Consider the following 26,979-nt stretch of genomic DNA (forward strand, 5'->3'; position numbering starts at 1 on the left):
CGCGCCTTTGCACTATGACAGGCGCATCCACGTGGAACGGCATGGGTGGAAGCTGCACCTAAAACCGTCCGCATTCATCAGGGCAACCGGGGAAATTGAATGTCCTTCTTTCTGGTTCTCGTCAGTATCGTTGCAATCGGGCTGATCGGATTCTTCATAGGCCGCCAGCGTGCCGTTGCACTGGACAAGGCGCAGTCTGCTTCCGCAAAAGCCTCGCCGACCGAGAAAATGCATTCCCGCCCGCATTATCATGGCTGGTGGGTTTTCCTCGTTTCTGCATTGCCTGCGATTCTGTTTCTCGCTGTATGGGCCGTTGGAACGTCGGTCTATCTCGATCACAGCGCGACCGCCCGTCTGCCGGATGCTATCGAGGACGGCTCCTTCACCAATCGCAGCCTGCAGCTTGGCATGGTGCGTGGTCTGGCCAACGGGCTTGACCGGCTGACGCCTGCCGAACTGGAAAGCTTCCCGGCAAACTATCAGGATGCTCGCGCCGTTCTTGCATCCAAGGGCGTGGCGCTCGCGACTGAAGGCCAGGATTACATGGTGCCGATCGCGCTTTACCTGAAAAAGGCAACGGCGCTGACACACACCATCGGTTCGGCTGTTTCCTTGGTGATCGCCATCGCAGGCCTGATCTTCGGCCTTTCCACGATCAGCCGCCGCATGCGTGCACGCAACAATGTCGAGCGGATCGTTCTCTGGGGGCTGATCGCCGCATCCGGTATCGCCATTCTGACGACCGTCGGCATCATCTGCTCGATGCTGTTCCAGACGATCAGTTTCTTCCAGTCAGTCTCGCCGTGGGAGTTCTTCTTCGGCACTGTATGGGACCCGCGCTTTGCCGCCGCCGGCTCGGGTGGTGAGACAGGCCAGTTCGGTCTCATTCCGCTTCTGGCTGGTACACTTTACATCGCCCTTGTGGCCATGCTGTTCGCTGTTCCAGTCGGCTTGTTCTCGGCCATCTACATGGCAGAATATGCGTCGCCCCGAGTGCGCACGATCGTCAAGCCGGTCCTTGAGCTTCTGGCCGGTATTCCCAGCATCGTCTACGGTTTCTTCGCCCTTGTGACAGTCGGACCTTTCCTGCGCGATCTCTCGATTGCCATTGCAGGCGGTCAGGGCTTCATCATGGCGCAGAGCGTTCTGACCGCTGGTCTCGTCATGGGTGTGATGCTGATCCCCTTCGTGTCCTCGCTCTCCGATGACATCATCACAGCCGTGCCGCGGACATTGCGCGACGGTTCGCTTGGTCTTGGCGCAACCCGCTCCGAAACCGTCAAACGTGTTGTCCTTCCTGCCGCTTTGCCCGGAATTGTCGGCGCGCTTCTGATGACCGCATCCCGCGCCATCGGCGAAACCATGATCGTGGTTCTTGCCGCCGGTGTTGCGGCACGCATCAACATCAATCCTTTCGAGGCGATGACCACCATCACGGTGAAAATCGTCAACCAGCTCACCGGCGATCTGGAGTTCAACTCGCCGCAAACGCTGGTGGCCTTTGCACTCGGCATCACGCTTTTCGTCCTGACGCTGATCATGAACATCTTTGCGCTGCATATCGTGCGCAAGTACCGGGAGCAGTACGAATAATGACCGATACGACCTTCAACGCCAGTGGCGCCACGGCACAGCCAACGCGCCGCGATATCGGACTGAAACGCCGCTACGCTGCCGAACGTCGCTTCCGCTATTACGGTATTGCTGCGATCGCCATCGGCGTGTTCTTTCTGTGTGCGCTCCTCTTCTCGGTCTTTTCCAAGGGCTATACAGCCTTCTGGCAGACGACGCTTTATCTGCCGGTCAAGCTTGAAGAAAAGGTGATTGACCCGGGCAACAAGCGCGCGACCGATCCGAATGTGCTGATCACGGCCAATTATCCGCTTCTGGTGCGCAATGCATTGGCCGAAAAACTGGGTGTTGCTGCGACAGACCGTCCGGCAATGCGTGATCTGGGCCGCTTCTATTCCGACGGCGTGCGCATTCAGCTGCGCAAGATGGTGATGGACACTCCATCGCTCATCGGCACGACGCAGACCGTTCCTGTTCTGGCCGGCGCCGACATCGATTCCGCCTTCAAGGGGCAGATCGACCTTTCCGTGCCGGAGACGAGCCGCAAGGTTTCTGACCGTCAGGTGGGCTGGATGAAGATGCTTTCGGAAGAAGGCGTCATGAAGGAGGCCTTCAATACAGGTCTCTTCACCTTCGGTGCCTCCAGCCGTCCGGAAACCTCCGGTCTCGGCGTCGCGCTTGTCGGTTCGCTCTACATGATGCTGATCGTTCTCGGTCTGTCGCTGCCTATCGGCGTCGCCGCTTCGATCTATCTGGAAGAGTTCGCCAAGAAGAACCGTTTCACCGACATGATTGAGGTGAACATCAACAATCTGGCAGCGGTTCCGTCCATCGTGTTCGGTCTGCTCGGGCTTGCTGTCTTCATCAACTTCTTCGGCCTGCCGCGTTCGGCGTCACTGGTCGGTGGTCTGGTGCTGACGCTGATGACGCTTCCCACCATCATCATCGCGACCCGTGCCGCCCTTCGCGCGGTGCCGCCGTCGATCCGCGCTGCGGCCCTCGGTCTTGGTGCATCGAAAACACAGATGGTGTTCCACCACGTCCTGCCGCTTGCCGCACCCGGCATCCTGACGGGAACGATCATCGGCCTTGCCCATGCGCTTGGTGAAACCGCACCGCTTCTTCTCATCGGCATGGTGGCTTTCGTCGCCGACGTGCCGTCCACGCCAATGGATCCAGCGACGGCATTGCCTGTACAAATCTACATGTGGGCGAATGAAGCAGAACGCGCCTTTGTGGAACGCACGTCAGGCGCTATCATCGTCCTGCTTCTGTTCCTTGCCGTGATGAATATTGCAGCAATCATTCTGCGCCGCCGCTTCGAGCGCCGCTGGTAAACGGGAGTCGAAAGCTATGAACCTGATGACTGAACGATCTCTCGAGAAAGCCGTAGGAGAAAAGATGAACGCCAACGCCAATTCCATAAAGATGCGCGGCGACAAGGTTTGCGTATTTTATGGCGAGAAGCAGGCGCTGTTCGACGTCGATCTGGAAATCCAGGAAAAGATGGTCACGGCGCTGATCGGCCCTTCGGGTTGCGGCAAGTCTACCTTCCTGCGTTCGCTTAACCGCATGAACGATACGATCGAAGGCTGCAAGGTCGGTGGCAAGATCACGCTCGACAATGAAGACATCTACGATCCGAAGATCGATGTCGTCGAACTGCGCGCCCGTGTCGGCATGGTGTTCCAGAAGCCGAATCCGTTTCCGAAGTCGATTTATGAAAATGTCGCCTACGGCCCACGCATTCACGGTCTCGCCCGCACCAAGGCCGATCTTGAAGAAATCGTCGTGACGAGCTTGCAGAAGGCGAGCTTGTTCGAGGAAGTGAAGGATCGTTTGCACGATGCGGGCACCGGTCTTTCGGGCGGCCAGCAGCAACGTCTTTGCATCGCACGCGCGATTGCGGTGAGCCCGGAAGTCATTCTCATGGACGAACCGTGCTCGGCGCTCGACCCGATTGCGACCGCGAAGGTGGAGGAGCTGATCGACGAACTGCGCCAGAACTATACGATTGTGATCGTCACGCACTCCATGCAGCAGGCCGCGCGTGTTTCGCAGCGCACCGCCATGTTCCACCTCGGCAATCTGGTCGAAGTGGGTGACACGGAAACCATGTTCACCGCGCCGACCGAAAAGCGCACGCAGGACTACATTACCGGACGCTTCGGCTGATCCGGAACTGCGCTTCAACAGATAGACAGTGCGGCTTCCCCGCAATTTATATTACGAGGTCTACTATGCCGTCTCAGCATACCGTTCGCTCCTACGACGAGGAATTGAAGTTTCTCTCCCATAAGATCGCCGAAATGGGCGGACATGCGGAACGTATGGTCGAGCAGTCGGTCGCCGCTATCGTCAATGCGGACAATGCGCTCGCACAGCGCGTCATCTCCGACGATCTCATTCTCGATGCCAGCGAGCGCGAGATTGACGACAAGGCTGTGATGATTATCGCCAAGCGTCAGCCCATGGCTGTGGACCTGCGCGAGATCATCGGCTCGATCCGCATCTCTGCCGATCTGGAACGCGTGGGCGATCTGGGCAAGAATATCGCCAAACGCGTTGCCGCCGTTTCGGAATCACGCCAGCCGGTAAAGCTTTATCGCGGGCTCGAAACACTCGCCGAGCTGGCGCTGACCCAGCTCAAGGATGTTCTCGACGCCTATGCGTCGCGCTCGGTGCAGCAGATCAATGTCGTTCGCGACCGCGACGACGAGATTGATGCCATGTACACGTCACTGTTCCGCGAGCTGCTGACCTACATGATGGAAGATCCGCGCAATATTTCCGCCTGCACGCATCTTCTGTTCTGCGCAAAGAATATCGAGCGTATCGGCGATCACGCGACCAATATTGCGGAGACCGTCTACTACATCGTGACCGGCCTGCAAATGCCGGCCGAACGACCGAAGGAAGACCTGAGCCACGGTATTGTCGTGGATGAGGCGCGTAAACCCTGAACTACAGCCGACCGGACCACGGTCCGGCGGTTGAAAATGAGTGAATAGCGCGGCGGCACGCGGTCGATTGGGGGGATTGTATCCACCGCCCGCCGAATTTGGATAGGGAAATACTGGATGTCACAGGCACCCAAAATCGCTGTGGTAGAAGACGAAGAGGCGCTGAGCGTTCTTCTTCGCTATAATCTTGAGGCAGAGGGCTACCAGGTCGATACAATGCTGCGCGGCGACGAAGCCGAGATCGCCTTGCGCGAGAACGTACCGGATCTGCTCATTCTGGACTGGATGTTGCCGGGCGTATCGGGCATCGAGCTTTGCCGTCGCTTGCGCCAATGGCCGGAAACCGAACGCCTGCCCATCATCATGCTGACGGCACGTGGCGAGGAAAGCGAACGTGTTCGCGGCCTGAGCGTCGGTGCGGACGACTATGTCGTGAAGCCATTTTCGACGCCGGAACTGCTTGCGCGCGTCAAGGCGATGTTGCGCCGGTCGAATCCGAGCATTCTTTCGCACGTGCTGAAAGTGGGCGATCTGGTTCTCGACCGCCAACAGCATCGTGTCTATCGCAAGGAAAAGGAAGTTCGTCTCGGACCAACGGAATTCCGCCTGCTCGAATATTTCATGATGTCGCCCGGTCGTGTCTTCTCGCGTAGCCAGCTTCTGGATGGCGTTTGGGGACCGGATATCTATGTCGACGACCGCACGGTGGACGTCCATGTCGGACGGCTGCGCAAGGCGATCAATGTCGGTCGTGCGCTCGATCCGATCCGCACCGTTCGGGGTGCGGGTTATTCTTTCGGGTGACCGCTGCGGTCATCTCGGCGTCAGGAATTGAACTTGTCCGACCCGCCACGGTATCCGTGGCGGGTCGTTTTTGTCCAAGACCCAGCTTTGCAAGGTGCGGATCGTGCTCGCCCGATTCGCATTGCAACAACCCGAAACGGGTCTCAAAAGCATAATCTCACGCGATGTTACAAATCTGTTGTCAAAGTTGACAAAGAGCAATGGAACCGGCCTGGAAGCAGAAATTCTGCAGAAGATTTGAAACACCACGAATGTGTATGCAAAAAATGTACAAGCAAAGGCGAATTAAGGCAGCGATATGGCGTGTATTGCGAGACTTTGAATCTCGTTAAATCAATATCTTACCTGAATCGCTAATTCTTGTTAAGGAATTGTTAATATATTTAAAGGGCTTGTAGGCACATTCGCAATCTCGATTCGGAATTGTTTTAGGACTTTTCAGCGGTCTCCAGCATTGTTGGGATTTGACCCGTCGCCTTTTTTTGGCCTAAAAATTCCAAAACCTTGAATTCGATTGAGCGACTGTAGGACGTGTGATTTTGATCTTCGTCCTCTTTGACTTGCACCGCAGTCAGACGTTCGCGCGCATCGTTCCAGATGTGTTCGCCTGAATGGATGACTGGATCAGTTAAGGGTCCTAACATGAGACTGAGCCATTGACGCGCGCCGCGAAGTGGAAATTGCCCGCTCTTATCGGGCTGGTGATTGCGCCTTTCGTGGTGACCGGTTGCACGACAACCGGAACCTCGGGAAAAGCCAATTCGGAAAAGACGGCGGCAAGCCACGTCAAATCCGTCAATGGCGTGAAGACCTACACCTACACCGCACGGGACAAGAATTGCCTTGAACGTGCGATGTTCTTCGAATCCAATCGTTCGAGTTCCGACGGTCTTCTGGCTGTTGGTACGGTCGTCATGAACCGTCTCGCGTCGGGACGTTATCCGGATACGATTTGCGGTGTCGTCGGTCAGAAGAACCAGTTTGCGCCCGGTGTGCTTACCCGCCAGATGAATTCCAAGGCGCTGCCTGATGTTCAGGCCGCTGCTGACGCGGTTCTGAAGGGTGAGCGTCATCCGAAGCTCAAGAATGCCATGTTCTTCCACACGGCGGGTCTGAAGTTCCCTTACAACAATATGCATTACGTGCTCGTAGCCGGTGGAAATTCCTTCTACGAGAAGCGCAATCGCGACGGCTCGCTGCAAAATCCGGTCCCGCAGGAGCCATACAATCTGGCTATGGCCTATTCGCCACAATCGCCTTCCGTTCCACAGGATCCGTCTTATGATGTGACCTTGCCACAGACCGGTCCAGTTCCGGGAACGGAACCGACCGTTCAGGTGGCACTCGCGGAAGCGGCAAAGGCTCAAAGTGTGGAACAGAGTACTGGCGCTGGTCCGCAGGCCCGTGGCGAACGACTGGCACGCCATCGCGGTGTGGCTGCACCTCAGCAGGAACAGCATATGCAGGTGGCCTCCTACCAGCCGCAATTCGATACGACAGCCCCGCAGCCGACATCGCTTGGCTATGCTCCGGCAAGCCAGAAGCAGGCTGACGCCATTGGCGCGCTTCTTCTGTCTCAGGACCGTCCAGAAGCACCGCTATAAGAGGCGATTTTACAATCAGATAATCTGCAACGCCGGTCTGGTTCTACCTGACCGGCGTTTTGATTTTTCTGGCTGATTGTCGTCGCTTTCCGGCGAAAGTTTCAGCGATAGATCGGGCGATAGATCACCATCGGAGTGTCGTAGAAATCGACCTGATCCTGCCAGGCACGCCGGTCAGCTCTGCGATCGAGGTCCAGTCGCATGAGACAGTTGGCGAAAGCGTCAGTTTTGGCCTTGAAGCCATAGCTGCGGCAGGTCTGTTCGTCGGCCGCACGACGTTGTTCAGGTGTCATGGTCACGCAGCCCGCCAGAAGGCCGATAACGCCCAGCAAAATAAGCATTTTCTTATTCATTACTGTCTGCTTTCTCCTGCAACTGACTGCAGAATTACTATACTGCAAAGGCAGGAAAAAAGGTGGTGAAATTATGCCGTCTGATAAACTGTCGGTGATTCCATATCCAAAAAGGTCTTCCACCCATGGCTCATGAACAGCTGAACCCAGTCATCGATCCGGTGAAACTCGAACGTCTCGCGGAAGTCGCCGTTCGCGTTGGTCTGCAATTGCGCGAGGGGCAGGATCTCGTCATTACCGCGCCGGTCGTGGCCTTGCCGCTGGTTCGCCTTATCGCCAAGCATGCTTACAAGGCTGGAGCCGGACTGGTAACACCATTCTTCGCGGATGACGAAATGGCGCTTGCGCGTTACGAGAACGCATCCGACGCAAGTTTCGATCGTGCGGCGAGCTGGCTCTATGAGGGAATGGCGAAGGCCTATTCGGATGGCGCTGCCCGTTTGGCCATTGCAGCTGATAATCCGATGCTGCTCTCCAGCCAGGACCCGGCCAAGGTTTCACGCGCCAACCGGGCCAACTCGAAAGCTTATCAGCCGGCTCTCGAAAAGATTGCCGGTTTCGACATCAACTGGAACATTGTCTCCTATCCCAATCCGGCATGGGCGAAGCTTATGTTTCCGAACGAACCGGCGGACATCGCGACCCGCAAGCTGGCCGATGCGATCTTCGCGGCTTCGCGCGTCGATGTCGATGATCCGGTCGGCGCATGGGCGGCACACAATGCAGCGCTTCGCACCCGCACCCGCTTCCTGAACGGCAAGGCTTATAGCGCCCTGCATTTCAAAGGTCCGAACACCGATCTGACGGTCGGACTTGCCGACGGTCATGAATGGCACGGCGGCGCGTCTACGGCGAAGAATGGGATTACCTGCAATCCGAACATTCCGACGGAAGAAGTGTTCACCACACCTCATGCACTACGGGTCGAGGGCTATGTGACGAGCACCAAGCCTCTGTCGCATCAGGGCACATTGATCGAGGATATCGCGGTTCGCTTTGAAGGTGGACGAATTGTCGAGGCGAAGGCAAGCCGCGGTGAAGAAGTGCTCAACAAGGTGCTGGATACGGATGAAGGTGCCCGTCATCTGGGTGAGGTGGCACTGGTGCCGCATTCCTCGCCGATCTCGCAGAGCGGGCTTTTGTTCTACAACACGTTGTTCGATGAAAATGCCGCAAGCCACATCGCGCTTGGCCAGTGCTATTCCAAGTGCTTTATCGACGGCGCAAAACTGACACCGGAACAGATCAAGGCGCAGGGTGGCAATTCGAGTCTCATCCATATCGACTGGATGATTGGTTCCGGCCAGATCGACGTTGATGGCATCAATGCGGATGGAACCCGAGAGCCAGTGATGCGCAGCGGCGAATGGGCCAACTGATTATCGCGAATAGAAAAGGCCGGGAGTTCCCGGCCTTTTCATTGCATCTGCGAGGTCAGTTCTTTTCCTGAACGTGGGCCTCAAGGAACCACAATGCCTTGTCGAGACCACGGGAAGCGGCGGTAAAAATATCCGCCGTATCGTCGTCACCTGCATCATCCGCATCCTTGATCGACTTGCGCAGAAGATTGGCAACGTCGCCATAACGCTCGATCAGTGCAAGCAGATGATCGTGAACGGCATAGATGTCGGTCGGATAAGGCTTGAGCTTGCTTTCCTTGGCCACGACCTGCGTAGTGCCATAGGCCGTTCCGCCGATCTGCACGGCACGCTCCGCAATCGTGTCGACATGTTCATCAAGATCGGCGCGGAAACCATCGAGCATTTCATGAACGGCGATGAACTGCGGTCCCTTGAGGTTCCAGTGTGCCTGCTTGGTGATGAGGGCAAGATCGATTGTCGCGGCTAGATTTTCGTTGAGCAGCGCGATCATTGTCGTCTTCGTATTGGAAGGAAGATCGTTGCGGGTTGCATGCATCGACTTCTTGGACATTTTATCCTCATATCCTGTTGTTCGATCCGGCTTGGAGCGGCTGGGAGATGTCGCTCATCGTCACGGGTGGGTGTTCCAAACGCAAATGAACCCGCCAGATCATTGTAAGGCTCGATTGCTGAATGGGCCTTGTCGCCGTCAGGACAAAGCAAAAACGTTGCCGCACCCGGTTTTCAAACGCATATCGCCAAGTTTTGTTCCGCGAGAAGGGCTAAAAAACGAAACTGATCCAGCCTTTGGACAAGACTTGGCTTGTCGCGAGGTAAAATCTGATTTACCCGGTTGCGCATGAAGATACTTGCGCTTGATACTGCCGCTTCGTGGTGTTCCGTTGCTGTCTACAATGCCGACGGCGATGTCGTGCTTGCCGATGTGAGCGAAAACATCGGCAAGGGACATGCGGAAGTATTGATGGACTATATCGAACGTGCTGTGACTGAGGCGAAACTGTCGCTCCGCGATATGGATCGGGTAGCGGTCAATATCGGACCGGGATCGTTTACCGGCGTTCGTATCGGTGTCTCGGCAGCACGTGGCTTTGCATTGGCGCTCGACGTTCCTGCCATCGGCATAACGGCGTTCGAAGCGTTGGCTGCGGAAACACAGATACTGTCCCCGGAAAAGCCAATTCTGGTTCTCCTCGACGCGCATCGTGGCGAGATTTATGCGCAATCATTCGATGCAAAAGGGTTGCCGGGCGCGAAGCCGCTGGTTCTGTCGCGAGAGGGAGCGGAGGCTCTTGCTGTTTCTCAAGCGGAAAATACTGTTCTTGCGGGTTCTGCAGCCGCTGCGATCAATGACGTGCTTGGTGGCCGTTTCGAGTTGGGCCCGATAGAGCCAACCGCGAAAATCGGTATCTATGCGCGTCTGGCAAGCTTGCGCCAGCCGGGCGATGCGCCGAAGCCGCTTTACATGCGTGGGCCTGATGCGAAGCCGCAGGTCGGGTTTGCGCTGCCGCGCAAGGCTACCGGAGAATAGCCGATGATGGGCTTGCCGTTTGGGCGTTTCGGTCGCAGACAAATCTCGGTGGAGCCGCTTGGCGTACAGGACAGTCATGCGATTCAGCGTATTCATGCAGTCGCTTTCCATCACGGCTGGAGTTCCGACGATTTCAGATCGCTGATCGCACAGGATACGGTTTTCGGTTTTGTTGCCCGTGCGGAAGGCAAACCGAACGATGCCTGTGGTTTCGTGCTGGCTCGTCTGGTGGCAGGTGAGGCGGAAATCCTGACGATCGCCGTCGCGCGTGATGTGCAACGCCAGGGCGTCGGGCGCGCGCTGATGGATGCCGTGTTGCGCCATCTCTATCAGGAGCGCGCTGAAACGCTTTTTCTGGAAGTGGATGAGGCCAATGTTGCCGCCCAGACGCTTTATCGCCGTCTCGGCTTCCAAAAGGTTGGCGACAGACCCGCTTATTATGAAACCGCCAATGGGCGTTCGGCTGCGCTGATATTGCGCCGCGACCTGAGCCGTACTCCGGCAGGGCCACGATGATCGGAGCAATCCGCATCTTTCTCGTCGTCGCGGCAATGGTCGCATTGAGCCTGTCGCTTATTCCAGTTCAGTATCTGTTGCTTAAGCTGAAGAACAACTGGAAGCGGCGTCTGCCGACCTTTTTCCATCGTATTGCTGCACGCCTGTTCGGTTTTCGCATCAAGACCGTCGGCCAGATGCACGAGGGCCGACCTTTGTTACTCGTCGCCAACCATACTTCGTGGAGCGATATTATTGTTCTGTCGACGGTCGGTCAGGTCTCCTTCATCGCCAAGTCGGAAGTCAGGAAGTGGCCTGTTTTCGGTATGTTCGCCGTTTTGCAGCGCACCGTTTTCGTGGAGCGGGAACGGCGGGGCAAAACGGGTGAACAGACATCCGAAATCGCAAGGCGTCTGGTAACCGACGACGCTATGGTGCTGTTTGCGGAAGGCACGACCTCGGATGGTAATCGCGTCCTGCCGTTCAAGACCGCGCTTTTTGGTGCCGCGCATGCCGCGATCAAGGAAGCCAATGTACCCGAAGTCGTGGTTCAGCCGGTTGCCATTGCCTACACGGGCGTGCATGGCATGGCCATGGGCCGTTATTTCCGCCCGATCGCATCATGGCCGGGCGACGTCGAGCTGATGCCGCACCTGAAAGGTATCTTGCGTGAAGGTGCTATCGACGTTGAAGTGCGTTTTGGCGAGCCGGTCGTCGTAACGGCCAAGACAGACCGCAAGGCGCTGGCTCGCACAATGGAAAACCGTGTGCGCTCGCTCTTGCAAAGTGCGTTGCTGGGGCGCGAGATTCCCGAAGAGTGACAACTGCTCCATCGGGTGTTCAGCCAAGTGTTCAGATTGTCACCTTTCAAAATGGTCACAAAAGCTGTAGATAGCCGCGCATGAGCGACAATATTACCGATCTCGAGCCCACGGCAGAGCGCCCCAATGTGCGCAAGGTTTTCGTGAAAACCTATGGCTGCCAGATGAACGTCTACGATAGCCAGCGCATGGCCGACAGCCTTGCAGCGGAAGGCTATGTTGCGACCGATACGCCGGACGATGCCGATCTGGTTCTGCTCAATACGTGCCACATTCGCGAAAAAGCGTCGGAAAAGCTCTATTCCGCGCTTGGCCGTCTGCGCAAGATGAAGGATGCGCGTGAAGCGAATGGCAAGGAACTGACCATCGGTGTTGCGGGCTGCGTGGCGCAGGCCGAAGGGCAGGAAATCCTGCGCCGGGCGCCGAATGTCGATCTCGTCATCGGTCCGCAGACCTATCATCGCCTGCCCAATGCGCTTGCGCGGGTCCGCAGCGGCGAAAAGGTGGTTGAGACCGAATACGCTCTCGAAGATAAATTCGAACACCTGCCGTCTCCCAAGCGCGAGGAAACCCGCAAGCGCGGTGTTTCTGCCTTCCTCACTGTGCAGGAAGGCTGCGACAAGTTCTGTACCTTCTGCGTGGTTCCCTATACACGCGGCTCGGAAGTTTCGCGCAGCGTGAAGCAGATCGTGGCAGAGGCCGAGCGCCTTGCCGACAGCGGCGTGCGTGAACTCACCCTGCTTGGCCAGAACGTCAATGCCTGGCACGGCGCTGGTGATGATGGTCGCGAATGGGGCTTGGGCGAACTCCTGTTTCGCCTGGCGCGCATTCCGGGCATTGCCCGGCTTCGTTATACGACCAGCCATCCGCGCGACATGGACGACAGCCTGATTGCCGCCCACCGTGATCTGCGCCAGCTGATGCCCTATCTGCATCTGCCGGTACAATCCGGTTCTGACCGCATTCTCAAGGCGATGAACCGTCGTCACAAGGCGGATGAATATGTGCGTCTGATCGAACGCATCCGCGAAGTGAGGCCGGATCTGGCGCTGTCGGGCGATTTTATCGTCGGCTTCCCCGGTGAAACCGATCAGGACTTCGAAGACACGATGCAGCTGGTGCGCGCGGTCAACTACGCGCAGGCCTATTCGTTCAAATATTCGCCTCGCCCCGGCACGCCGGGTGCCGATCTCGACGATCATGTCGAGGAAGCGGTCAAGGATGAGCGTCTTCAGCGCCTTCAGGCTCTCCTGTCCGAACAGCAATATGCATTTCAGGATTCCATGATCGGTCGCGAGATGGATGTGCTGCTTGAAAAGCCGGGTCGTGTCGCAGGCCAGATGGTGGGCCGTTCGCCATGGCTCCTGCCTGTCATCATCGATGACAGCAATGACCGGGTCGGCGACATCATTCATGTGAAAATCACATCCACAGGGACCAATAGCCTTATTGCGCAAAAACTGGCCTGAAGGCATGATGATGTCGAGGCAGAAAATTTCGGCGTATTGAGTCGCTTGCCGGTAATCCTGTCGAGACTTCGATTGCAATGCGTGAACGGTTTGCGTTCACGCATAATCTGGTCTGAAAAGTCGCAACTTTTCAGGATTGTGCTTTAAGGAGATACGGTTGAGCGCTACGGAAAAGCTGAAGTCTGCCAAGCCAACCAATCAAACGCAAAAAAGCCCGACGACCGGGGCCTCGGATATGGCCCACATCGTGCTCACTTTCGACAATAACCGTCTTGCCATCGCGCTTTACGGTCAGTTCGATGAAAATCTGGCCCGTATCGAACAGAAGCTTGGCGTGGATGTCCGCTCCAAGGGAAACCAGCTTTCGATCCGGGGGGAGCCGACCGCAACCGAGCAGGCGCGGCGTGCACTCGATCATCTTTATGAATCGCTGCAGAAAGGCCATGAGCTGACGACGTCGGATGTCGACGGCGCCTTGCGCATGGCAATCGCTGCGGACGACCAGCTGACGCTGCCGACCATGGAAAACAAGGGCAAGCTCTCTGCTGCCCAGATTTCCACGCGCAAAAAGACCATCTTTGCCCGCACGCCGACGCAGGATGCCTATATGCGTGCGCTCGACCGGTCGGAGCTGGTGTTCGGCGTCGGCCCCGCAGGTACCGGCAAGACCTATCTTGCCGTCGCCCATGCGGCGATGCTGCTGGAACGCGGTCTGGTGGAGCGCATCATCCTGTCACGTCCGGCTGTCGAGGCCGGCGAACGACTGGGCTTCCTGCCGGGCGATATGAAGGAAAAGGTCGATCCCTATTTGCGCCCGCTTTACGATGCGCTTTACGACATGATGCCTGCCGAAAAGGTTGAGCGTGCCATTACGGCAGGTGTGATCGAAATCGCGCCGCTTGCCTTCATGCGCGGGCGTACTCTGGCGCATTCTGCGGTCATCCTTGATGAGGCGCAGAACACGACGTCCATGCAGATGAAGATGTTCCTGACCCGCTTGGGCGAGGGGTCGCGCATGATGGTCAATGGCGACCCGAGCCAGATCGATCTTCCGCCGGGCCAGAAATCAGGTCTCGTTGAAGCGCTTCGCGTGCTGGACGATGTCGAAGGCGTCATCAAGGTGCGCTTTACGGAGAAAGACGTTGTTCGTCATCCGCTGGTGGCGGCAATCGTCGGAGCTTACGACCGCGACGGCAAACAGCACGCGCGTTCGGAATGATCTTGCAATTGCCTATTGGAATCACGATTTAAGAAAAGCTGTCTGCCTTTTCGAACGTGTCCCCAAAAGTGGGAACCGCTCTTGGCAGGCAGCTTTCCTGTAACTGAAAGGATGATGCGGCTAGCCAGCACGGAGAGCCGCCGCAGAACGTGTCAAATAACGCGATCCATATCGATATCATGGTTGAAGCTGGCAACTGGCCGGATGAAACCGCCCTTGAAGGGCTCGTCAGAAAGTCGGTCGAGGCCGCCTGGGCCAATCTTGGCCTGAAAAGCGCGGCAAGCGAGCTGAGTGTTGTCTTCGCCGACGATGCCTTGATCCAGACCCTGAATGCAGAATGGCGCGGCAAGGACAAGCCGACCAATGTGTTGTCGTTTCCGGCGTTTCCGGTCAAGGCCGGGGCGCAGCCGGGCCCGATGCTGGGCGACATCATCATCGCGCGCGAAACTGTCGAGCGTGAGGCCCGTGAAGAGGGCAAACCGCTCGAAAACCATCTCGCTCACCTCGTCGTGCATGGCTTTTTGCACCTTTTGGGTTACGATCATGAAACCGATGCGGAAGCGGAGGTTATGGAGGGGCGCGAGCGTGAAATCCTTCATGCTCTTGCCATCCCCGACCCTTATGCTGTATCCGAATAAGACCTTAACAACGATTGACCATGGCTGATCAAACATCGCACCCCCCGTCCGCTGGCGAAAATCGCAGCGAGACTCAAGACGCCGAAGGGCAAAGTACGCAGCGGCCCGTAGTGGCCGAGAAGCGTTCCCTCTTGTCTAATATTTTCCCGTTCATGCGCTCGCGCCAATCATCTTCCCTGCGCGAAGATCTGGCCGATGCCCTTTCCAGCACGGCAAGCGAACAGGATTCAGCATTCTCGCCTGAAGAAAAGGCGATGCTGCATAACATCCTTCGCCTGCGCGAGATTCGCGTCGAAGACGTGATGATCCCGCGCGCCGATGTCGAGGCAGTGGAAATTTCCACACCGCTCTGGGAAGTGCTGGAGCTTTTCGAAAAATCCGGCCATTCGCGTATGCCGGTCTATGCCGAGACGCTGGACGATCCGCGCGGTATGATCCACATCCGTGATGTTCTCAATTACATCACCAAGCAGGCCCGCCAGAAGACCACGCGCCGTAGCAGCGCGCGCAGCAAGGCGACGGCCGAAGACAAGGCCGCCAAATTCGACATGAGCCGGATCGATCTCACCAAGACGATCGGTGAACTCAATCTCATGCGCAAGGTTCTGTTTGTGCCGCCATCCATGATGGCAAGCGGATTGATGGCGCGCATGCAGGCGACCCATATCCAGATGGCGCTGGTCATTGATGAATATGGCGGTACCGACGGTCTGGTTTCACTGGAAGACATTGTCGAAATGGTTGTCGGTGATATCGAAGACGAGCATGACGACGAAGAAATCATGATCGCCGAAGAAGCCGATGGCGTGTTCGTTGTCGATGCGCGCGCCGATCTGGAAGAGCTCGCCGCGAAAATCGGCCCATCCTTCGAAGTCGGCGAACATGGCGAGGATGTCGACACGGTCGGCGGCCTCATCTTTTCGGTCCTGGGGCGTATTCCGGTTCGCGGTGAAGTGGTGCAGGCTATTCCGGGCTATGAATTCCATGTGCTGGAAGTCGATCCGCGCCGGGTGAAGAAAGTGCGTATTGTGCCGCTTTCCGCGGCTGATCGCCGTCGCCAGCAGCGTGCTGTCGTGTCCGCCAAGCCGGGTGACCAGCCTATAGAGGCTGAAACCATAACCGACGCTCCCAAAGAGGCCTGATGATCGAAAGGCTGGCGGGGAAAATCATTCTTTCGAGCGGCTGGCGTCGAGCGTTGGCCGCTTTCCTGAGCGGTGCCTTCGCCACGCTGACCCAGCCGCCCTTCGATGGTTTTGTGGCGGGTTTCGTTTCTTTCCCCATTTTGGTCTGGTTGATTGACGGGGCCATTGCGAAAGCGAATGCCGGCCTGATTCGCCGTCTGTTGCCAGCGGCCATGGTTGGCTGGTGGTTCGGGTTTGGCTATTTCGTTTCCGGACTGTGGTGGATTGGAACGGCGCTGCTGGTTGATGCGGACCAGTTCGCCTGGGCCTTGCCGCTGGCTGTTCTGGGCCTCCCTGCATTTCTGGCTCTATTCTATGCATTTGCAGCCATGGTTGCGCGCATCTTCTGGTCGGACGGCTTGGGGCGTATCTTCGCGCTAGCGTTTGGCTTTGCGCTGGCGGAATGGCTGCGTCTTTTCCTGTTCACCGGTTTTCCGTGGAATGCGATCGGCTATGCCATCATGCCGACGCCGCTGCTGATGCAATCGGTTGCCGTGCTCGGTCTGATCGGGATGAGCGCATTGGCCGTCTTTGTCTTTGCCGCACCGGCTCTGCTGATTGGTGGGCGGTTTGCCAAGACAGGCATTGTTCTCGCCTTGTTGCTGGTGGCAGCGCATGTCGGATTCGGTGCCTGGACGCTTTCAAAAGCGCCGGCAATCGGTGAAGAAAAAGGAGCGCTCGCGGTTCGCATCGTACAGCCGTCTATCGCCCAGACCATGAAGTGGGATAATGCGGAGCGCCGGTCTATCTTCGACAAGCTGGTGTCGCTGACGGGCGAAGTGCCAGCGGAAGGCAAGCCGAAACCCGATGTGGTCATTTGGCCGGAAACGGCTGTTCCCTATATTCTCACCTCGACGCCCGAGGCTCTGTCCCGCATCGGCGAGGTTCTACAGGACGGGCAGATGCTGCTCACCGGTGCCGTTCGTGAAGAGAAGGCATCAGGGGGCGGTGAACCGCGCTATTATAATTCAATTTATACGATTGATGATCGTGGTGTGATTGTCGATGCCGCCGACAAGGTGCACCTCGTCCCCTTTGGCGAGTATCTTCCCTATGAGAGTTTTTTGCGCAGGCTTGGACTTCAGGAAGTGGTGGAGATGCCGGGCGGATTTACCGCCGGTGCGTCGCGTCGGGCGCTGAACGTCAAAGACGGCCAGACCTTTCTGCCACTGATCTGTTACGAAGCCATTTTTCCGGATGAGCTTGGATATACGGGCCAAAAAGCCAGCGCCATCATCAATGTGACAAACGACGCATGGTATGGCGATACGCCGGGTCCGTACCAGCATTTTCGCCAGGCACAGGTTCGCGCGGTGGAGCAAGGGCTCCCCCTCATTCGTGCAGCTAACAATGGTCTTTCAGCTGTCGTTGATGCTTATGGTCGAATCACCGACGGACTTGCACATGACGCTGTCGGGGTCGTTGACGCTTACCTACCGTCATCTCGTGCACCATTTTGGGGCACGCCACATGGCTCACGACAATCTCTGGTAGCGCTGTTAACCTTACTCGTGTTGAGCATGGCTTTCCGACTGCCAATCGGCAGGCGTTTTCATTGACAGACTAATATTGTTACGATGTTATGGCGCGGCGGCGACGGTTTTTGCGGAAAATCGTCAGACTACCTCCCAAAACTTATTGTTATCGCTGTTCAGATGAACAGAGCATGAATGGAAGCTCGCAGCTGCGAGGAGTGACAGTTGTATGATTGAGAATAAAAAGAAGCCCAACCCAATTGACGTGCATGTCGGCAGCCGCATCCGTCTTCGCCGTAACATGCTGGGCCTCAGTCAGGAAAAACTTGGCGAAAGCCTTGGAATTACGTTTCAGCAGATCCAGAAATACGAGAAAGGCACCAACCGCGTCGGTGCAAGCCGCCTTCAGGCGATCTCGGCAATTCTCAATGTCCCGGTTTCCTTCTTTTTTGAAGACGCACCAGGTTCTTCGAACCAGGCCGGTTTTGCGGAAGACAATGAAGCAACCTATGTGGTCGATTTCCTGAATTCCAACGAAGGTGTTCAGCTGACCCGCGCCTTCACGAAAATTTCAGATCCGAAAGTGCGCCGCAAGATCATCGATCTCGTGAAGTCGCTCGCTGCAGACGCTGACTGATTTCATATCTCGAAAAGTGCAGTAAGCGCGGGACATGGACATGTCCCGCCGGTTTTTGCGATTTACAGTGCCTGAACAGGCAGAAAATGCCATCTGGAATGAATTTTCCCGCTGATGCGCTGTCGCAACAAGAATATGCATTGACGGTTTAATCCCAACTTCGCTAACACATTACCGTGCCCGGAACGCTGAAAGCCTGTTCCGGGCGCTACTGTGTTTCCATGGCGGAGATATTCTCCGTTGGATTTTCAAGAGGGGTTACCCGTGTCGCGCAGTTCTTATCTCTTCACCAGCGAATCTGTGTCCGAAGGACATCCGGACAAGGTTTGCGACCGCATCTCCGATGAAATCGTGGACATGATCTATAAGGAAGCGCGCCGCACCGGCGTGGATCCCTGGTCTGTCCGTGTTGCCTGCGAAACGCTTGCCACCACCAATCGGGTGGTCATTGCCGGCGAAGTGCGCGTGCCGGATACGTTCCTGAAGAAGAATAAGGACGGCACTGTCGCCCATGATGCTGCAGGGCATCCGCTGATTAATCCTTCGCGTTTCCGCTCGGCAGCCCGCAAGGCGATCCGGGAAATCGGTTACGAGCAGAACGGTTTCAACTGGAAGACGGTGAAGATCGACGTGCTTCTGCATCCGCAGTCCGCCGATATCGCGCAAGGCGTGGACAACGCCGCCGATCGTCAGGGCGAAGAAGGTGCAGGCGATCAGGGCATCATGTTCGGTTATGCCTGCCGCGAAACCCCCGACCTCATGCCGGCCCCGATCTATTATTCGCACAAGATTCTCGAAAAGCTCTCCGAAGCCCGTCACAAGGGCGAAGGCGACGCAGGCAAACTCGGCCCCGACGCCAAGAGCCAGGTCACAGTGCGCTACGAGAATGGCAAGGCCGCTGAGGTCACGCAGATCGTTCTGTCCACGCAGCATCTGGATGCAAGCTGGGATTCGAAAAAGGTTCGTTCGGTTGTCGAACCCTATATCCGTGATGCGCTCGGCGAGCTTCCGATCGCAGCCACTTGCAACTGGTACATCAATCCGACCGGCAAGTTCGTCATCGGCGGACCGGACGGCGATGCTGGTCTGACTGGCCGCAAGATCATCGTGGATACCTATGGCGGCGCCGCTCCGCATGGCGGCGGTGCATTTTCGGGCAAGGACACGACCAAGGTGGATCGCTCTGCCGCCTATGCCGCGCGCTATCTCGCCAAGAACGTCGTTGCTGCCGGTCTTGCCGACCGCTGCACGATCCAGCTTTCCTATGCCATCGGTGTGGCACAGCCGCTTTCGGTCTATGTCGATCTGCATGGCACGGGCAAGGTAGCCGAATCTGCGGTTGAGGAAGCGCTTCGCGAGGTCATGGACCTGTCGCCGACCGGTATCCGCAAGCATCTCGACCTCAACAAGCCGATCTATGCCAAGACCTCGTCTTACGGTCATTTCGGCCGCAAGCCGGGCCGTGACGGTTCTTTCTCCTGGGAGAAGACGGACCTGACCAAGGCTCTGAAAGCCGCGGTAGCGTAACTTTCCTGACGGAAAGTTGCATCGCAAGCCGCTTGGCGTTATGTGTCCCGACGATTTTCGAGGAGCGCGGTCTTGGATCGCGCTCTTCTGTTATTGGAGCGCATCCCGAAAAGTGTGAAACGGTTTTCGGGCTAGATGCGCGTCAAAACGAATAAATAGAACACCGATATGATGCCGACGGATAAAATATGACCGAAGAATCTCATCCTCTGCGCGGTGCCGGAAATTTCTTCGGCCGTCGCCACGGCAAGCCATTGCGAAGCCACCAGAAGAACCTGTTCGAGGATCTTCTGCCGCGCCTCAAGGTCAACGTCGAAAGCCCGGCGCCACAGGATCTGCGCACGCTCTTTGAAGCGAAGGTCGATGCAGTTCGTCTGGAAATCGGTTTTGGCGGCGGTGAGCACCTGCACCATGAGACAGGCCGTTATCCGCAAACGGGTTTCATTGGCGTCGAGCCTTTCATCAACGGCATGGCCAAGATGCTGGCGGCATTGGATGGCGAACCTCGATCGAACCTGCGTCTCTACGACGAGGATGCGACGGCGGTTCTGGACTGGCTGCCCGACGCCTCCTTGTCGGGTATCGATCTCTTCTATCCCGACCCATGGCACAAGCGTCGCCACTGGAAGCGCCGTTTTGTCAGCGATGCCAATCTCGACCGCTTCGCCCGTGTCCTGAAACCCGGCGCGAAATTCCGGTTTGCTTCCGACATTGAACATTATGTCAACTGGACGCTCCAGCATTGTCGCCGTCATCCTGCATTCGACTGGCAGGCAGAAGGCCCGTCCGACTGGAACGACGCCTATGAAGGCTGGCCTGGCACGCGCTATGAGGCAAAGGCTTTTCGCGAAGGACGCCGTGCAGCCTATCTGACCTTCACCCGTCGTTGAAGCTACCAGCAGTGAACGGAATGAATCGAACAGCAGAAGCGGTCTTGAAAAAATCCGCTTCCGCTGGTATATAAGTCTCAAATTCTTGGTCGTTTGAACAAGAGTGGGTCCACCCGGTCCCGCTCTTTTTTGTTACTTACGGCTAACTTGAAGGGGCTTTCCGGCCTTTTGAAAGGTTTTTAGGTTGACGGAACAGGTTCAGGAAAACGAAGCAGAAACGCTCGCAGCAGGCGCGGATGAACGCATCATTCGCGAGACGGGTATTGATGCGAAAGTGGCTTCCATCATCGAGCCCGTCATCAATACGCTGGGCTTTCGGTTGGTACGCGTGCGCCTTTCGGGGCTCAATGGCCAGACCTTGCAGATCATGGCCGAACGTCCCGATGGCACGATGACGGTCGATGATTGCGAACTGGTCAGCCGTACGGTTGCCCCGGTTCTCGACGTGGAAGATCCCATCAGTGGACAATACCATCTGGAGATTTCGTCTCCCGGTATCGACCGCCCGCTGGTTCGCAAGTCGGACTTTGCCGATTGGGCCGGTCACATCGCAAAGGTGGAAACCTCCGTCGTGCACGAAGGCCGCAAGAAATTCCGCGGCCGCATCGTCCTGGGGGATGCGGAATCGGTCGTGATCGAAAGCGACCAGATTTCCTACGGCAGCGAACCTGTCGTGCGCATTCCATTCGATCTGATTTCTGATGCACGCCTCGTGCTGACCGATGACCTGATCCGCGATGCGCTCCGCAAGGACAAGGCCCTGCGCGAAGGCCGCATTCCCGGTGACGACCTCGGTAGCGAAGAAGCGGGCGAGCAGTCCGATGAAACCGCATCGGGCGAAGCTGAAGATAAAGAATAAGTTTCTGGCGTCCGGCATCTAGAGGAGCCGGGTGCGACACCAAGGAGAGTCCAATGGCAGTCAGTGCTAACAGGCTGGAGCTTCTGCAGATCGCCGATGCGGTCGCACGCGAGAAGTCGATCGACCGCGAGATCGTTCTTGCGGCCATGGCCGATGCGATCCAGAAGGCGGCGCGTTCGCGTTACGGCCAGGAAAGCAACATCCGCGCGGACATCAATGCGAAGTCCGGCGAGATCAAGCTGCAGCGTCTGCTCGAAGTCGTCGAGCATGTCGAGGATTACGCGACGCAGATTTCGCTCTTCACCGCGCGCGATCGCAACCCGGACGCACAGGTCGGCGACTTCATCGCCGATCAGCTGCCGCCGATGGATTTCGGCCGTATTGCTGCCCAGTCGGCAAAGCAGGTCATCGTGCAGAAAGTGCGCGAAGCCGAGCGTGACCGCCAGTATGACGAATACAAGGATCGCGTTGGTGAGATCGTCAACGGCACCGTCAAGCGCGTCGAATATGGCAATGTGATTGTCGATCTCGGTCGTGGCGAAGCCATCGTGCGCCGCGATGAGCTGATCCCGCGTGAAGCTTTCCGTTATGGTGACCGCATCCGCGCCTATGTCTACGACGTGCGCCGCGAACAGCGCGGCCCGCAGATTTTCCTGTCGCGTACCCATCCGTCCTTCATGGCGAAGCTCTTCACCATGGAAGTGCCGGAAATCTATGACGGCATCATCGAAATCAAGTCGGTTGCCCGCGATCCGGGTTCCCGCGCCAAGATTGCGGTCGTGTCGCGTGATGCGTCCATCGATCCGGTCGGCGCCTGCGTCGGTATGCGTGGCTCCCGCGTTCAGGCCGTTGTGGGCGAACTGCAGGGTGAAAAGATCGACATCATTCCGTGGTCGCCGGACGCTGCTTCCTTCATCGTCAACGCGCTTCAGCCAGCTGAAGTTGCCAAGGTTGTTCTCGATGAAGATGCTGAACGTATTGAAGTTGTCGTTCCGAATGACCAACTATCACTTGCAATCGGTCGTCGCGGTCAGAACGTGCGCCTTGCTTCCCAGCTCACCGGCTGGGACATTGACATCCTGACGGAAGACGAAGAATCCGAACGTCGCCAGAAGGAATTCACCGAGCGTTCGACGCTCTTCATGGATGCCCTCAACGTTGACGAGATGGTTGGTCAGGTTCTGGCCTCCGAAGGTTTCGCATCTGTTGAAGAACTGGCCTATGTCGAGCCGGGCGAAATCGCTTCCATCGATGGTTTCGATGAGGATACGGCTGGCGAAATCCAGGAACGTGCTCGCGAATATCTGGATCGTATCGAGAGCGAACAGGATGATCGCCGCAAGGAACTGGGCGTCGAAGACGAACTGCGCGAACTGCCGGGTATCACCACGGCAATGCTCGTGGCTGTCGGTGAAGACGGCGTCAAGACGATGGAAGACTTTGCCGGCTATGCCGTCGATGATCTGGTCGGCTGGCGTGAACGCAAGGACGGTGAAACCGTCGCTCATAGCGGTATCTTCTCTTCCTTCGATGTTTCGCGCGTCGATGCGGAACAGATGGTCCTGACTGCGCGTTTGAAGGCAGGATGGATCACGGAAGAAGAACTGGTATCGGCTCAGGAAGAAGAAGCCGAAGTCGGTGAAGAGGAAGCTGCTTCCTAAGAAGCGGCCGGAATAAAAAGAGCCGCATGGCTTCTTACGTCTGGTGTAATTCAGGCGTAAGCTATGCGGCTCTTGCAATTCATCCCTGAAAAATGGTCGTCATTCATTCGAATTGATTGGCCAGTTCAGGTTTCGGACATGTTCCGGGTTGTGGTGGGGCTTATGCTCTGGTACAGCGCCCGCGTTACGTCCGACGTGCGGGCAGACCGCAATATGGCAAGACTGGAGTTCGCGTGGAGCAGGATATGAATGACAGAACCTGTATCGTCACGCGCGAAAGCGGTTCTGCCGATGATCTGATCCGTTTTGTGGCCGGTCCCGACGGTTCCGTGGTGCCGGACTTGAAAAGAACTCTGCCGGGCAGGGGGTGCTGGGTCAAGGCCGAGCGCCGTCTGGTGGATGAAGCAGTCAAGCGCAAGCTTTTTGCGCGGGCGCTGAAGGAAGGTGTAACGCCGCAGGCGGATCTTGGCGCGCTGGTGGACCAGTTGCTGACGAAATCTGCCCTTGGCAGCCTCGCGTTGGCTCGCAAGGCCGGAGCTGTGGTATCTGGCTCGACCAAGGTGGATCAGGCGATCCGCACCGGGACAGCCGCCATGGTGTTGCACGCAAAGGAAGCCGCCGCCGACGGCGTACGCAAGCTCGATCAGGCTCGCCGTGCCGTGGTGCATCTGGATGGTCCGGAAATCCCTTCTTTCACTCTTTTTACGGGGGAAGAAATGGATTTGGCATTTGGGGGCGGAAATGTGATACATGCAGCCGTACTTGAAGGAAAGGCGGCGGCCGGGTTCGTAAAGCGGGCGCTTATGTTGCATCGCTATCGCGGTGAAAGCGCATCGGACCCGGATTAGAGCGCAATTTTGGAGGGGCCTGGCAGACCCCGGATCGGATTGCGCGTTGAGGCGGATGACTGGAGTTTTATCCAACATGACCCGGTCACGTTGGATAAAGCTCGAGTAGAGCGGCCGGAGCCGCGAAGGAAACGGAAACGTAATGAGCGATAAAACGAACGACGACAAGACGCTGAGCGTTAATACGAAGAAGACGCTGACCATGAAGCGGCCGGGCGTCGAGCAGAGCACCGTGCGCCAGAATTTCAGCCACGGCCGCACGAAGGCTGTCGTCGTTGAAACGAAAAAGCGCAAATTCTCGCGGCCTGACGAGAAGCCGGAAGTCGAGGCAGCGGCGCCGAAGCCAGCAGCTCCGGCACCTGCTGCTCCCGCGCCTGCGGCATCTACTCCTGCACCGGCACAAGCCGCGCAGCCTGCACAAGCCGCGCCGGTAGTGCGTGCGCCAGCACCAGCCGCCCCGGCACCGAAGCCAGCAGCCCCTGCTGCTCCGGTAACGAAGCCGCATGTCGCACAGCAGCGCCCGGCACAGCAGCGTCCCGGCGGCCAGCAGGCACAGCGTCCGCGCCCGTCCGACCGCTCCGGCATGGTGTTGAACACGCTGTCGCGCTCCGAAATGGATGCACGTCGCCGTGCGCTCGAAGAAGCGCAGGTCCGTGAAGTTGAGGAACGCGCACGCGCTGTCGAGGAAGCCAAGCGTCGCGCCGAGGAAGATGCCCGCCGCGCCAAGGAGCGTGAAGAATCTGCCCGTCGTCAGGCGGAAGAGGAAGCTCGCCTCAAGGCCGAGGCCGATGCCCGCCGCAAGGCCGAGGAAGAGGCTGCCAAGCGTATGCCGCAGCCGGAAGCCCGTACCGAGCGTCGCGACGATGCGCGCCCGGCACCGCAGGGCAATCGCCCGCAGCAGGCCGGTCGTCCTCAGGGCAATCGTCCGCCGCAAGGTGGCCGTCCGCAGCAGGGTGGTCCGCGCCCGGCTGCGCCAAGCCTTGCCGACGCTGCCCCAATCCCGGGCAAGCCGCTTCCGCAGAGCCAGCTTCGCAAGACTGTCGCATCTGACGATGACGACCGTCGTGGCGGTGGCCTGACTGCTGCCCGTCGCGGTGCTCCGGCCAAGCCGGAAGTTCGCGCGCCAAAAGTGGTCAAGACCGAAGATGATCGCCGTCGTGGCAAGCTGACCATCTCCAGCAATCTTGAGGATGAAGGTCGTTCGCGTTCGCTTTCGGCGATGCGTCGTCGTCAGGAAAAGTTCAAGCGTTCGCAGATGCAGGAAACACGCGAAAAGATTTCGCGTGAAGTGACCATTCCTGAAACCATTACGCTTCAGGAACTTGCGCAGCGCATGACCGAACGTTCGGTCGATATCATCAAGTACCTGATGAAGCAGGGCCAGATGATGAAGCCGGGCGACGTGATCGATGCCGATATGGCGCAGCTCATTGCTGAAGAATTCGGCCATACCGTCAAGCGCGTTGCGGAATCGGACGTTGAAGAAGGCATCTTCGGTGTTGCCGACAACGAGGCTGCGCTGGTTTCCCGTCCTCCGGTCGTGACCATTATGGGTCACGTCGATCACGGCAAGACCTCGCTGCTTGATGCGATCCGTCACGCCAATGTTGTTTCGGGCGAAGCCGGTGGCATCACCCAGCATATCGGTGCTTATCAGGTCGAGCAGAACGGCCAGAAGATCACCTTCATCGATACGCCGGGCCACGCTGCCTTTACTGCAATGCGTGCCCGTGGTGCGCAGGCGACCGACATTGCCATCCTCGTGGTGGCTGCCGATGACAGCGTGATGCCTCAGACGATTGAATCGATCAACCATGCCAAGGCGGCAGGTGTTCCGATCATCGTGGCGATCAACAAGATCGACAAGCCGGCTGCCGATCCGCAGAAGGTTCGTACTGCTCTGTTGCAGCATGACGTCTTTGTGGAATCGATGGGCGGTGAAGTTCTCGACGTCGAAGTGTCGGCCAAGAACAAGCTCAACCTCGACAAACTGCTTGAAGCAATTCTGTTGCAGGCTGAAATTCTTGATCTCAAGGCTGATCCGTCGCGTACGGCTGAAGGCGTTGTCGTCGAAGCCCAGCTCGATCGTGGCCGTGGTTCGGTTGCAACCGTTCTGGTTCAGACGGGTACGCTGCATCCGGGTGACATCCTCGTCGCCGGTAGCGAATGGGGCCGCGTGCGCGCACTGGTCAACGACCGTGGCGAGCATGTGAAGGAAGCCGGTCCTGCGATGCCGGTGGAAGTCCTCGGCCTTCAGGGCACGCCGCAGGCCGGTGACCGCTTTGCCGTGGTTGCCAACGAAGCCAAGGCGCGCGAAATTGCCGAGTACCGTCAGCGTCTGGCACGCGACAAGGCCGTTGCTCGCCAGTCCGGTGCGCGTGGTTCGCTCGAGCAGATGATGAACCAGCTCCAGGTGTCGGGCACGAAGGAATTCCCACTCGTCATCAAGGGCGACGTGCAGGGTTCTATCGAAGCCATCACCAATGCGCTGGACAAGCTCGGCACCGACGAAGTGCGTGCACGTATCGTGCATTCGGGCGCCGGTGGTATCACGGAAAGCGACGTGTCGCTGGCCGAAGCCTCCAACGCTGCGATCATCGGCTTCAACGTCCGCGCCAACAAGCAGGCACGTGACGCAGCTGATCAGCAGGGCATCGAAATCCGCTACTACAACATCATCTATGATTTGATCGATGACGTTAAGGCAGCGATGTCGGGTCTCCTGTCGCCGGAACGCCGCGAAACCTTCCTCGGCAATGCCGAGATTCTCGAAGTCTTCAACATCACCAAGGTCGGCAAGGTTGCCGGTTGCCGTGTCACCGAAGGCAAGGTCGAGCGTGGTGCAGGCGTCCGCCTCATCCGCGACAACGTGGTTATTCACGAAGGTAAGCTCAAGACGCTCAAGCGTTTCAAGGACGAAGTGTCGGAAGTTCCGGCCGGTCAGGAATGCGGTATGGCGTTCGAGAACTACGACGACATTCGCGCAGGCGACGTTATCGAAGCCTTCCGAGTCGAACACGTTTCGCGCACACTTTAAGTACTATCCCGCCGGG

The 26,979-nt window shown here is 57.6% G+C and carries 24 protein-coding genes; 22 read left to right on the plus strand and 2 right to left on the minus strand.

Going from position 1 to position 26,979, the window contains the following annotated elements; translation table 11 throughout:
* The first annotated feature begins 99 nt into the window (after positions 1–99).
* The 6 genes from pstC to LJ361_RS22720 all read left to right on the plus strand — a co-directional run bounded on the left by pstC (position 100) and on the right by LJ361_RS22720 (position 6,943).
* Positions 100–1,593, plus strand: coding sequence for a phosphate ABC transporter permease subunit PstC (gene pstC / locus LJ361_RS22695; protein WP_010657752.1), 1,494 nt, complete (start codon positions 100–102; stop codon positions 1,591–1,593).
* The gene (gene pstA, locus LJ361_RS22700; RefSeq protein ID WP_010657753.1) at positions 1,593–2,909 is read left to right on the plus strand and encodes a phosphate ABC transporter permease PstA; all 1,317 of its coding nucleotides are present in this window, start codon (positions 1,593–1,595) and stop codon (positions 2,907–2,909) included. Before pstC ends, pstA begins: the two co-directional genes overlap by 1 nt.
* Before the next feature lie 64 nt (positions 2,910–2,973).
* A complete protein-coding gene (gene pstB, locus LJ361_RS22705; protein WP_010657754.1) occupies positions 2,974–3,747 on the plus strand; it encodes a phosphate ABC transporter ATP-binding protein PstB in 774 nt (257 codons plus the stop codon).
* Between the two features lie 65 nt (positions 3,748–3,812).
* Positions 3,813–4,535: a phosphate signaling complex protein PhoU gene (phoU, locus tag LJ361_RS22710; RefSeq protein ID WP_010657755.1), complete on the plus strand. Its 723-nt coding sequence runs from the start codon at positions 3,813–3,815 to the stop codon at positions 4,533–4,535.
* A 117-nt stretch (positions 4,536–4,652) separates the two neighbouring features.
* Positions 4,653–5,339, plus strand: a complete 687-nt coding sequence (phoB, locus tag LJ361_RS22715; RefSeq protein ID WP_006468130.1) for a phosphate regulon transcriptional regulator PhoB — start codon at positions 4,653–4,655, stop codon at positions 5,337–5,339.
* A 656-nt stretch (positions 5,340–5,995) separates the two neighbouring features.
* Positions 5,996–6,943 (plus strand): cell wall hydrolase, encoded by a 948-nt coding sequence (locus LJ361_RS22720; protein ID WP_010657757.1) that lies wholly within the window; start codon positions 5,996–5,998, stop codon positions 6,941–6,943.
* 101 nt (positions 6,944–7,044) lie between these two features.
* Here LJ361_RS22720 and LJ361_RS22725 read toward each other — a convergent pair whose 3' ends face one another.
* Positions 7,045–7,296 (minus strand): hypothetical protein, encoded by a 252-nt coding sequence (locus tag LJ361_RS22725; protein WP_010657758.1) that lies wholly within the window; start codon positions 7,294–7,296, stop codon positions 7,045–7,047.
* Between the two features lie 125 nt (positions 7,297–7,421).
* On the opposite strand from LJ361_RS22725, the gene LJ361_RS22730 reads away from it, so the two are divergent.
* Positions 7,422–8,675, plus strand: a complete 1,254-nt coding sequence (locus tag LJ361_RS22730; RefSeq protein ID WP_010657759.1) for an aminopeptidase — start codon at positions 7,422–7,424, stop codon at positions 8,673–8,675.
* Positions 8,676–8,730: 55 nt separating this feature from the next.
* Here LJ361_RS22730 and dps read toward each other — a convergent pair whose 3' ends face one another.
* Positions 8,731–9,228 (minus strand): DNA starvation/stationary phase protection protein Dps, encoded by a 498-nt coding sequence (gene dps, locus LJ361_RS22735; protein WP_010657760.1) that lies wholly within the window; start codon positions 9,226–9,228, stop codon positions 8,731–8,733.
* A gap of 288 nt (positions 9,229–9,516) precedes the next feature.
* Between dps and tsaB the strand changes: the two genes are divergently transcribed.
* The 15 genes from tsaB (at position 9,517) to infB (ending at position 26,963) form a co-directional block, all read left to right on the plus strand.
* The gene (gene tsaB, locus LJ361_RS22740; protein ID WP_010657761.1) at positions 9,517–10,206 is read left to right on the plus strand and encodes a tRNA (adenosine(37)-N6)-threonylcarbamoyltransferase complex dimerization subunit type 1 TsaB; all 690 of its coding nucleotides are present in this window, start codon (positions 9,517–9,519) and stop codon (positions 10,204–10,206) included.
* A gap of 3 nt (positions 10,207–10,209) precedes the next feature.
* On the plus strand, positions 10,210–10,722 hold the full coding sequence (rimI, locus tag LJ361_RS22745) for a ribosomal protein S18-alanine N-acetyltransferase (RefSeq protein ID WP_010657762.1): 513 nt from the start codon (positions 10,210–10,212) through the stop codon (positions 10,720–10,722).
* Positions 10,719–11,522, plus strand: a complete 804-nt coding sequence (locus tag LJ361_RS22750; protein WP_010657763.1) for a lysophospholipid acyltransferase family protein — start codon at positions 10,719–10,721, stop codon at positions 11,520–11,522. The genes rimI and LJ361_RS22750 overlap by 4 nt, the downstream gene beginning before the upstream one ends.
* 80 nt (positions 11,523–11,602) lie before the next feature.
* A complete protein-coding gene (miaB, locus tag LJ361_RS22755; RefSeq protein WP_010657764.1) occupies positions 11,603–12,991 on the plus strand; it encodes a tRNA (N6-isopentenyl adenosine(37)-C2)-methylthiotransferase MiaB in 1,389 nt (462 codons plus the stop codon).
* A gap of 157 nt (positions 12,992–13,148) precedes the next feature.
* Positions 13,149–14,210 carry a PhoH family protein gene (locus LJ361_RS22760; RefSeq protein ID WP_029375821.1) on the plus strand — a complete coding sequence of 354 codons (1,062 nt, stop codon included), beginning with the start codon at positions 13,149–13,151 and terminating at the stop codon, positions 14,208–14,210.
* A 149-nt stretch (positions 14,211–14,359) separates the two neighbouring features.
* Positions 14,360–14,848, plus strand: coding sequence for an rRNA maturation RNase YbeY (ybeY, locus tag LJ361_RS22765; protein WP_010657766.1), 489 nt, complete (start codon positions 14,360–14,362; stop codon positions 14,846–14,848).
* 20 nt (positions 14,849–14,868) lie between these two features.
* A complete protein-coding gene (locus LJ361_RS22770) occupies positions 14,869–15,990 on the plus strand; it encodes a hemolysin family protein (RefSeq protein ID WP_029375823.1) in 1,122 nt (373 codons plus the stop codon).
* Positions 15,990–17,588, plus strand: coding sequence for an apolipoprotein N-acyltransferase (lnt, locus tag LJ361_RS22775; RefSeq protein ID WP_010657768.1), 1,599 nt, complete (start codon positions 15,990–15,992; stop codon positions 17,586–17,588). The genes LJ361_RS22770 and lnt overlap by 1 nt, the downstream gene beginning before the upstream one ends.
* Before the next feature lie 145 nt (positions 17,589–17,733).
* Positions 17,734–18,141 (plus strand): helix-turn-helix domain-containing protein, encoded by a 408-nt coding sequence (locus LJ361_RS22780; protein WP_010657769.1) that lies wholly within the window; start codon positions 17,734–17,736, stop codon positions 18,139–18,141.
* 264 nt (positions 18,142–18,405) lie between these two features.
* Entirely contained in the window at positions 18,406–19,668 is a 1,263-nt protein-coding gene (metK, locus tag LJ361_RS22785; RefSeq protein WP_010657770.1) for a methionine adenosyltransferase, read from the plus strand.
* A 188-nt stretch (positions 19,669–19,856) separates the two neighbouring features.
* Positions 19,857–20,558: a tRNA (guanine(46)-N(7))-methyltransferase TrmB gene (gene trmB, locus LJ361_RS22790; RefSeq protein WP_010657771.1), complete on the plus strand. Its 702-nt coding sequence runs from the start codon at positions 19,857–19,859 to the stop codon at positions 20,556–20,558.
* A gap of 184 nt (positions 20,559–20,742) precedes the next feature.
* Positions 20,743–21,417, plus strand: coding sequence for a ribosome maturation factor RimP (rimP, locus tag LJ361_RS22795; protein ID WP_264812331.1), 675 nt, complete (start codon positions 20,743–20,745; stop codon positions 21,415–21,417).
* Positions 21,418–21,470: 53 nt separating this feature from the next.
* Positions 21,471–23,078, plus strand: coding sequence for a transcription termination factor NusA (gene nusA, locus LJ361_RS22800; protein WP_010657773.1), 1,608 nt, complete (start codon positions 21,471–21,473; stop codon positions 23,076–23,078).
* Between the two features lie 245 nt (positions 23,079–23,323).
* Positions 23,324–23,926 (plus strand): RNA-binding protein, encoded by a 603-nt coding sequence (locus LJ361_RS22805; RefSeq protein ID WP_010657775.1) that lies wholly within the window; start codon positions 23,324–23,326, stop codon positions 23,924–23,926.
* Positions 23,927–24,068: 142 nt separating this feature from the next.
* Entirely contained in the window at positions 24,069–26,963 is a 2,895-nt protein-coding gene (infB, locus tag LJ361_RS22810) for a translation initiation factor IF-2 (protein ID WP_010657776.1), read from the plus strand.
* Positions 26,964–26,979: the final 16 nt, after the last annotated feature.

It is taken from the genome of Brucella sp. JSBI001, from assembly GCF_026014005.1.
Taxonomy (GTDB): domain Bacteria; phylum Pseudomonadota; class Alphaproteobacteria; order Rhizobiales; family Rhizobiaceae; genus Brucella; species Brucella anthropi.

Excerpts from the sequence above, each read along its gene's own strand:
- lnt (WP_010657768.1), top strand. The coding sequence starts at position 15,990 with ATGATCGAAAGGCTGGCGGGGAAAATCATTCTTTCGAGCGGCTGGCGT.
- phoU (WP_010657755.1), top strand. The coding sequence starts at position 3,813 with ATGCCGTCTCAGCATACCGTTCGCTCCTACGACGAGGAATTGAAGTTT.
- rimI (WP_010657762.1), top strand. The coding sequence starts at position 10,210 with ATGATGGGCTTGCCGTTTGGGCGTTTCGGTCGCAGACAAATCTCGGTG.
- phoB (WP_006468130.1), top strand. The coding sequence starts at position 4,653 with ATGTCACAGGCACCCAAAATCGCTGTGGTAGAAGACGAAGAGGCGCTG.
- LJ361_RS22725 (WP_010657758.1), bottom strand. The coding sequence starts at position 7,296 with ATGAATAAGAAAATGCTTATTTTGCTGGGCGTTATCGGCCTTCTGGCG.
- dps (WP_010657760.1), bottom strand. The coding sequence starts at position 9,228 with ATGTCCAAGAAGTCGATGCATGCAACCCGCAACGATCTTCCTTCCAAT.
- LJ361_RS22770 (WP_029375823.1), top strand. The coding sequence starts at position 14,869 with ATGGCTGATCAAACATCGCACCCCCCGTCCGCTGGCGAAAATCGCAGC.
- infB (WP_010657776.1), top strand. The coding sequence starts at position 24,069 with ATGAGCGATAAAACGAACGACGACAAGACGCTGAGCGTTAATACGAAG.
- LJ361_RS22730 (WP_010657759.1), top strand. The coding sequence starts at position 7,422 with ATGGCTCATGAACAGCTGAACCCAGTCATCGATCCGGTGAAACTCGAA.
- tsaB (WP_010657761.1), top strand. The coding sequence starts at position 9,517 with ATGAAGATACTTGCGCTTGATACTGCCGCTTCGTGGTGTTCCGTTGCT.
- trmB (WP_010657771.1), top strand. The coding sequence starts at position 19,857 with ATGACCGAAGAATCTCATCCTCTGCGCGGTGCCGGAAATTTCTTCGGC.
- miaB (WP_010657764.1), top strand. The coding sequence starts at position 11,603 with ATGAGCGACAATATTACCGATCTCGAGCCCACGGCAGAGCGCCCCAAT.
- pstB (WP_010657754.1), top strand. The coding sequence starts at position 2,974 with ATGAACGCCAACGCCAATTCCATAAAGATGCGCGGCGACAAGGTTTGC.
- LJ361_RS22780 (WP_010657769.1), top strand. The coding sequence starts at position 17,734 with ATGATTGAGAATAAAAAGAAGCCCAACCCAATTGACGTGCATGTCGGC.
- nusA (WP_010657773.1), top strand. The coding sequence starts at position 21,471 with ATGGCAGTCAGTGCTAACAGGCTGGAGCTTCTGCAGATCGCCGATGCG.
- pstC (WP_010657752.1), top strand. The coding sequence starts at position 100 with ATGTCCTTCTTTCTGGTTCTCGTCAGTATCGTTGCAATCGGGCTGATC.
- LJ361_RS22750 (WP_010657763.1), top strand. The coding sequence starts at position 10,719 with ATGATCGGAGCAATCCGCATCTTTCTCGTCGTCGCGGCAATGGTCGCA.
- LJ361_RS22805 (WP_010657775.1), top strand. The coding sequence starts at position 23,324 with ATGAATGACAGAACCTGTATCGTCACGCGCGAAAGCGGTTCTGCCGAT.
- pstA (WP_010657753.1), top strand. The coding sequence starts at position 1,593 with ATGACCGATACGACCTTCAACGCCAGTGGCGCCACGGCACAGCCAACG.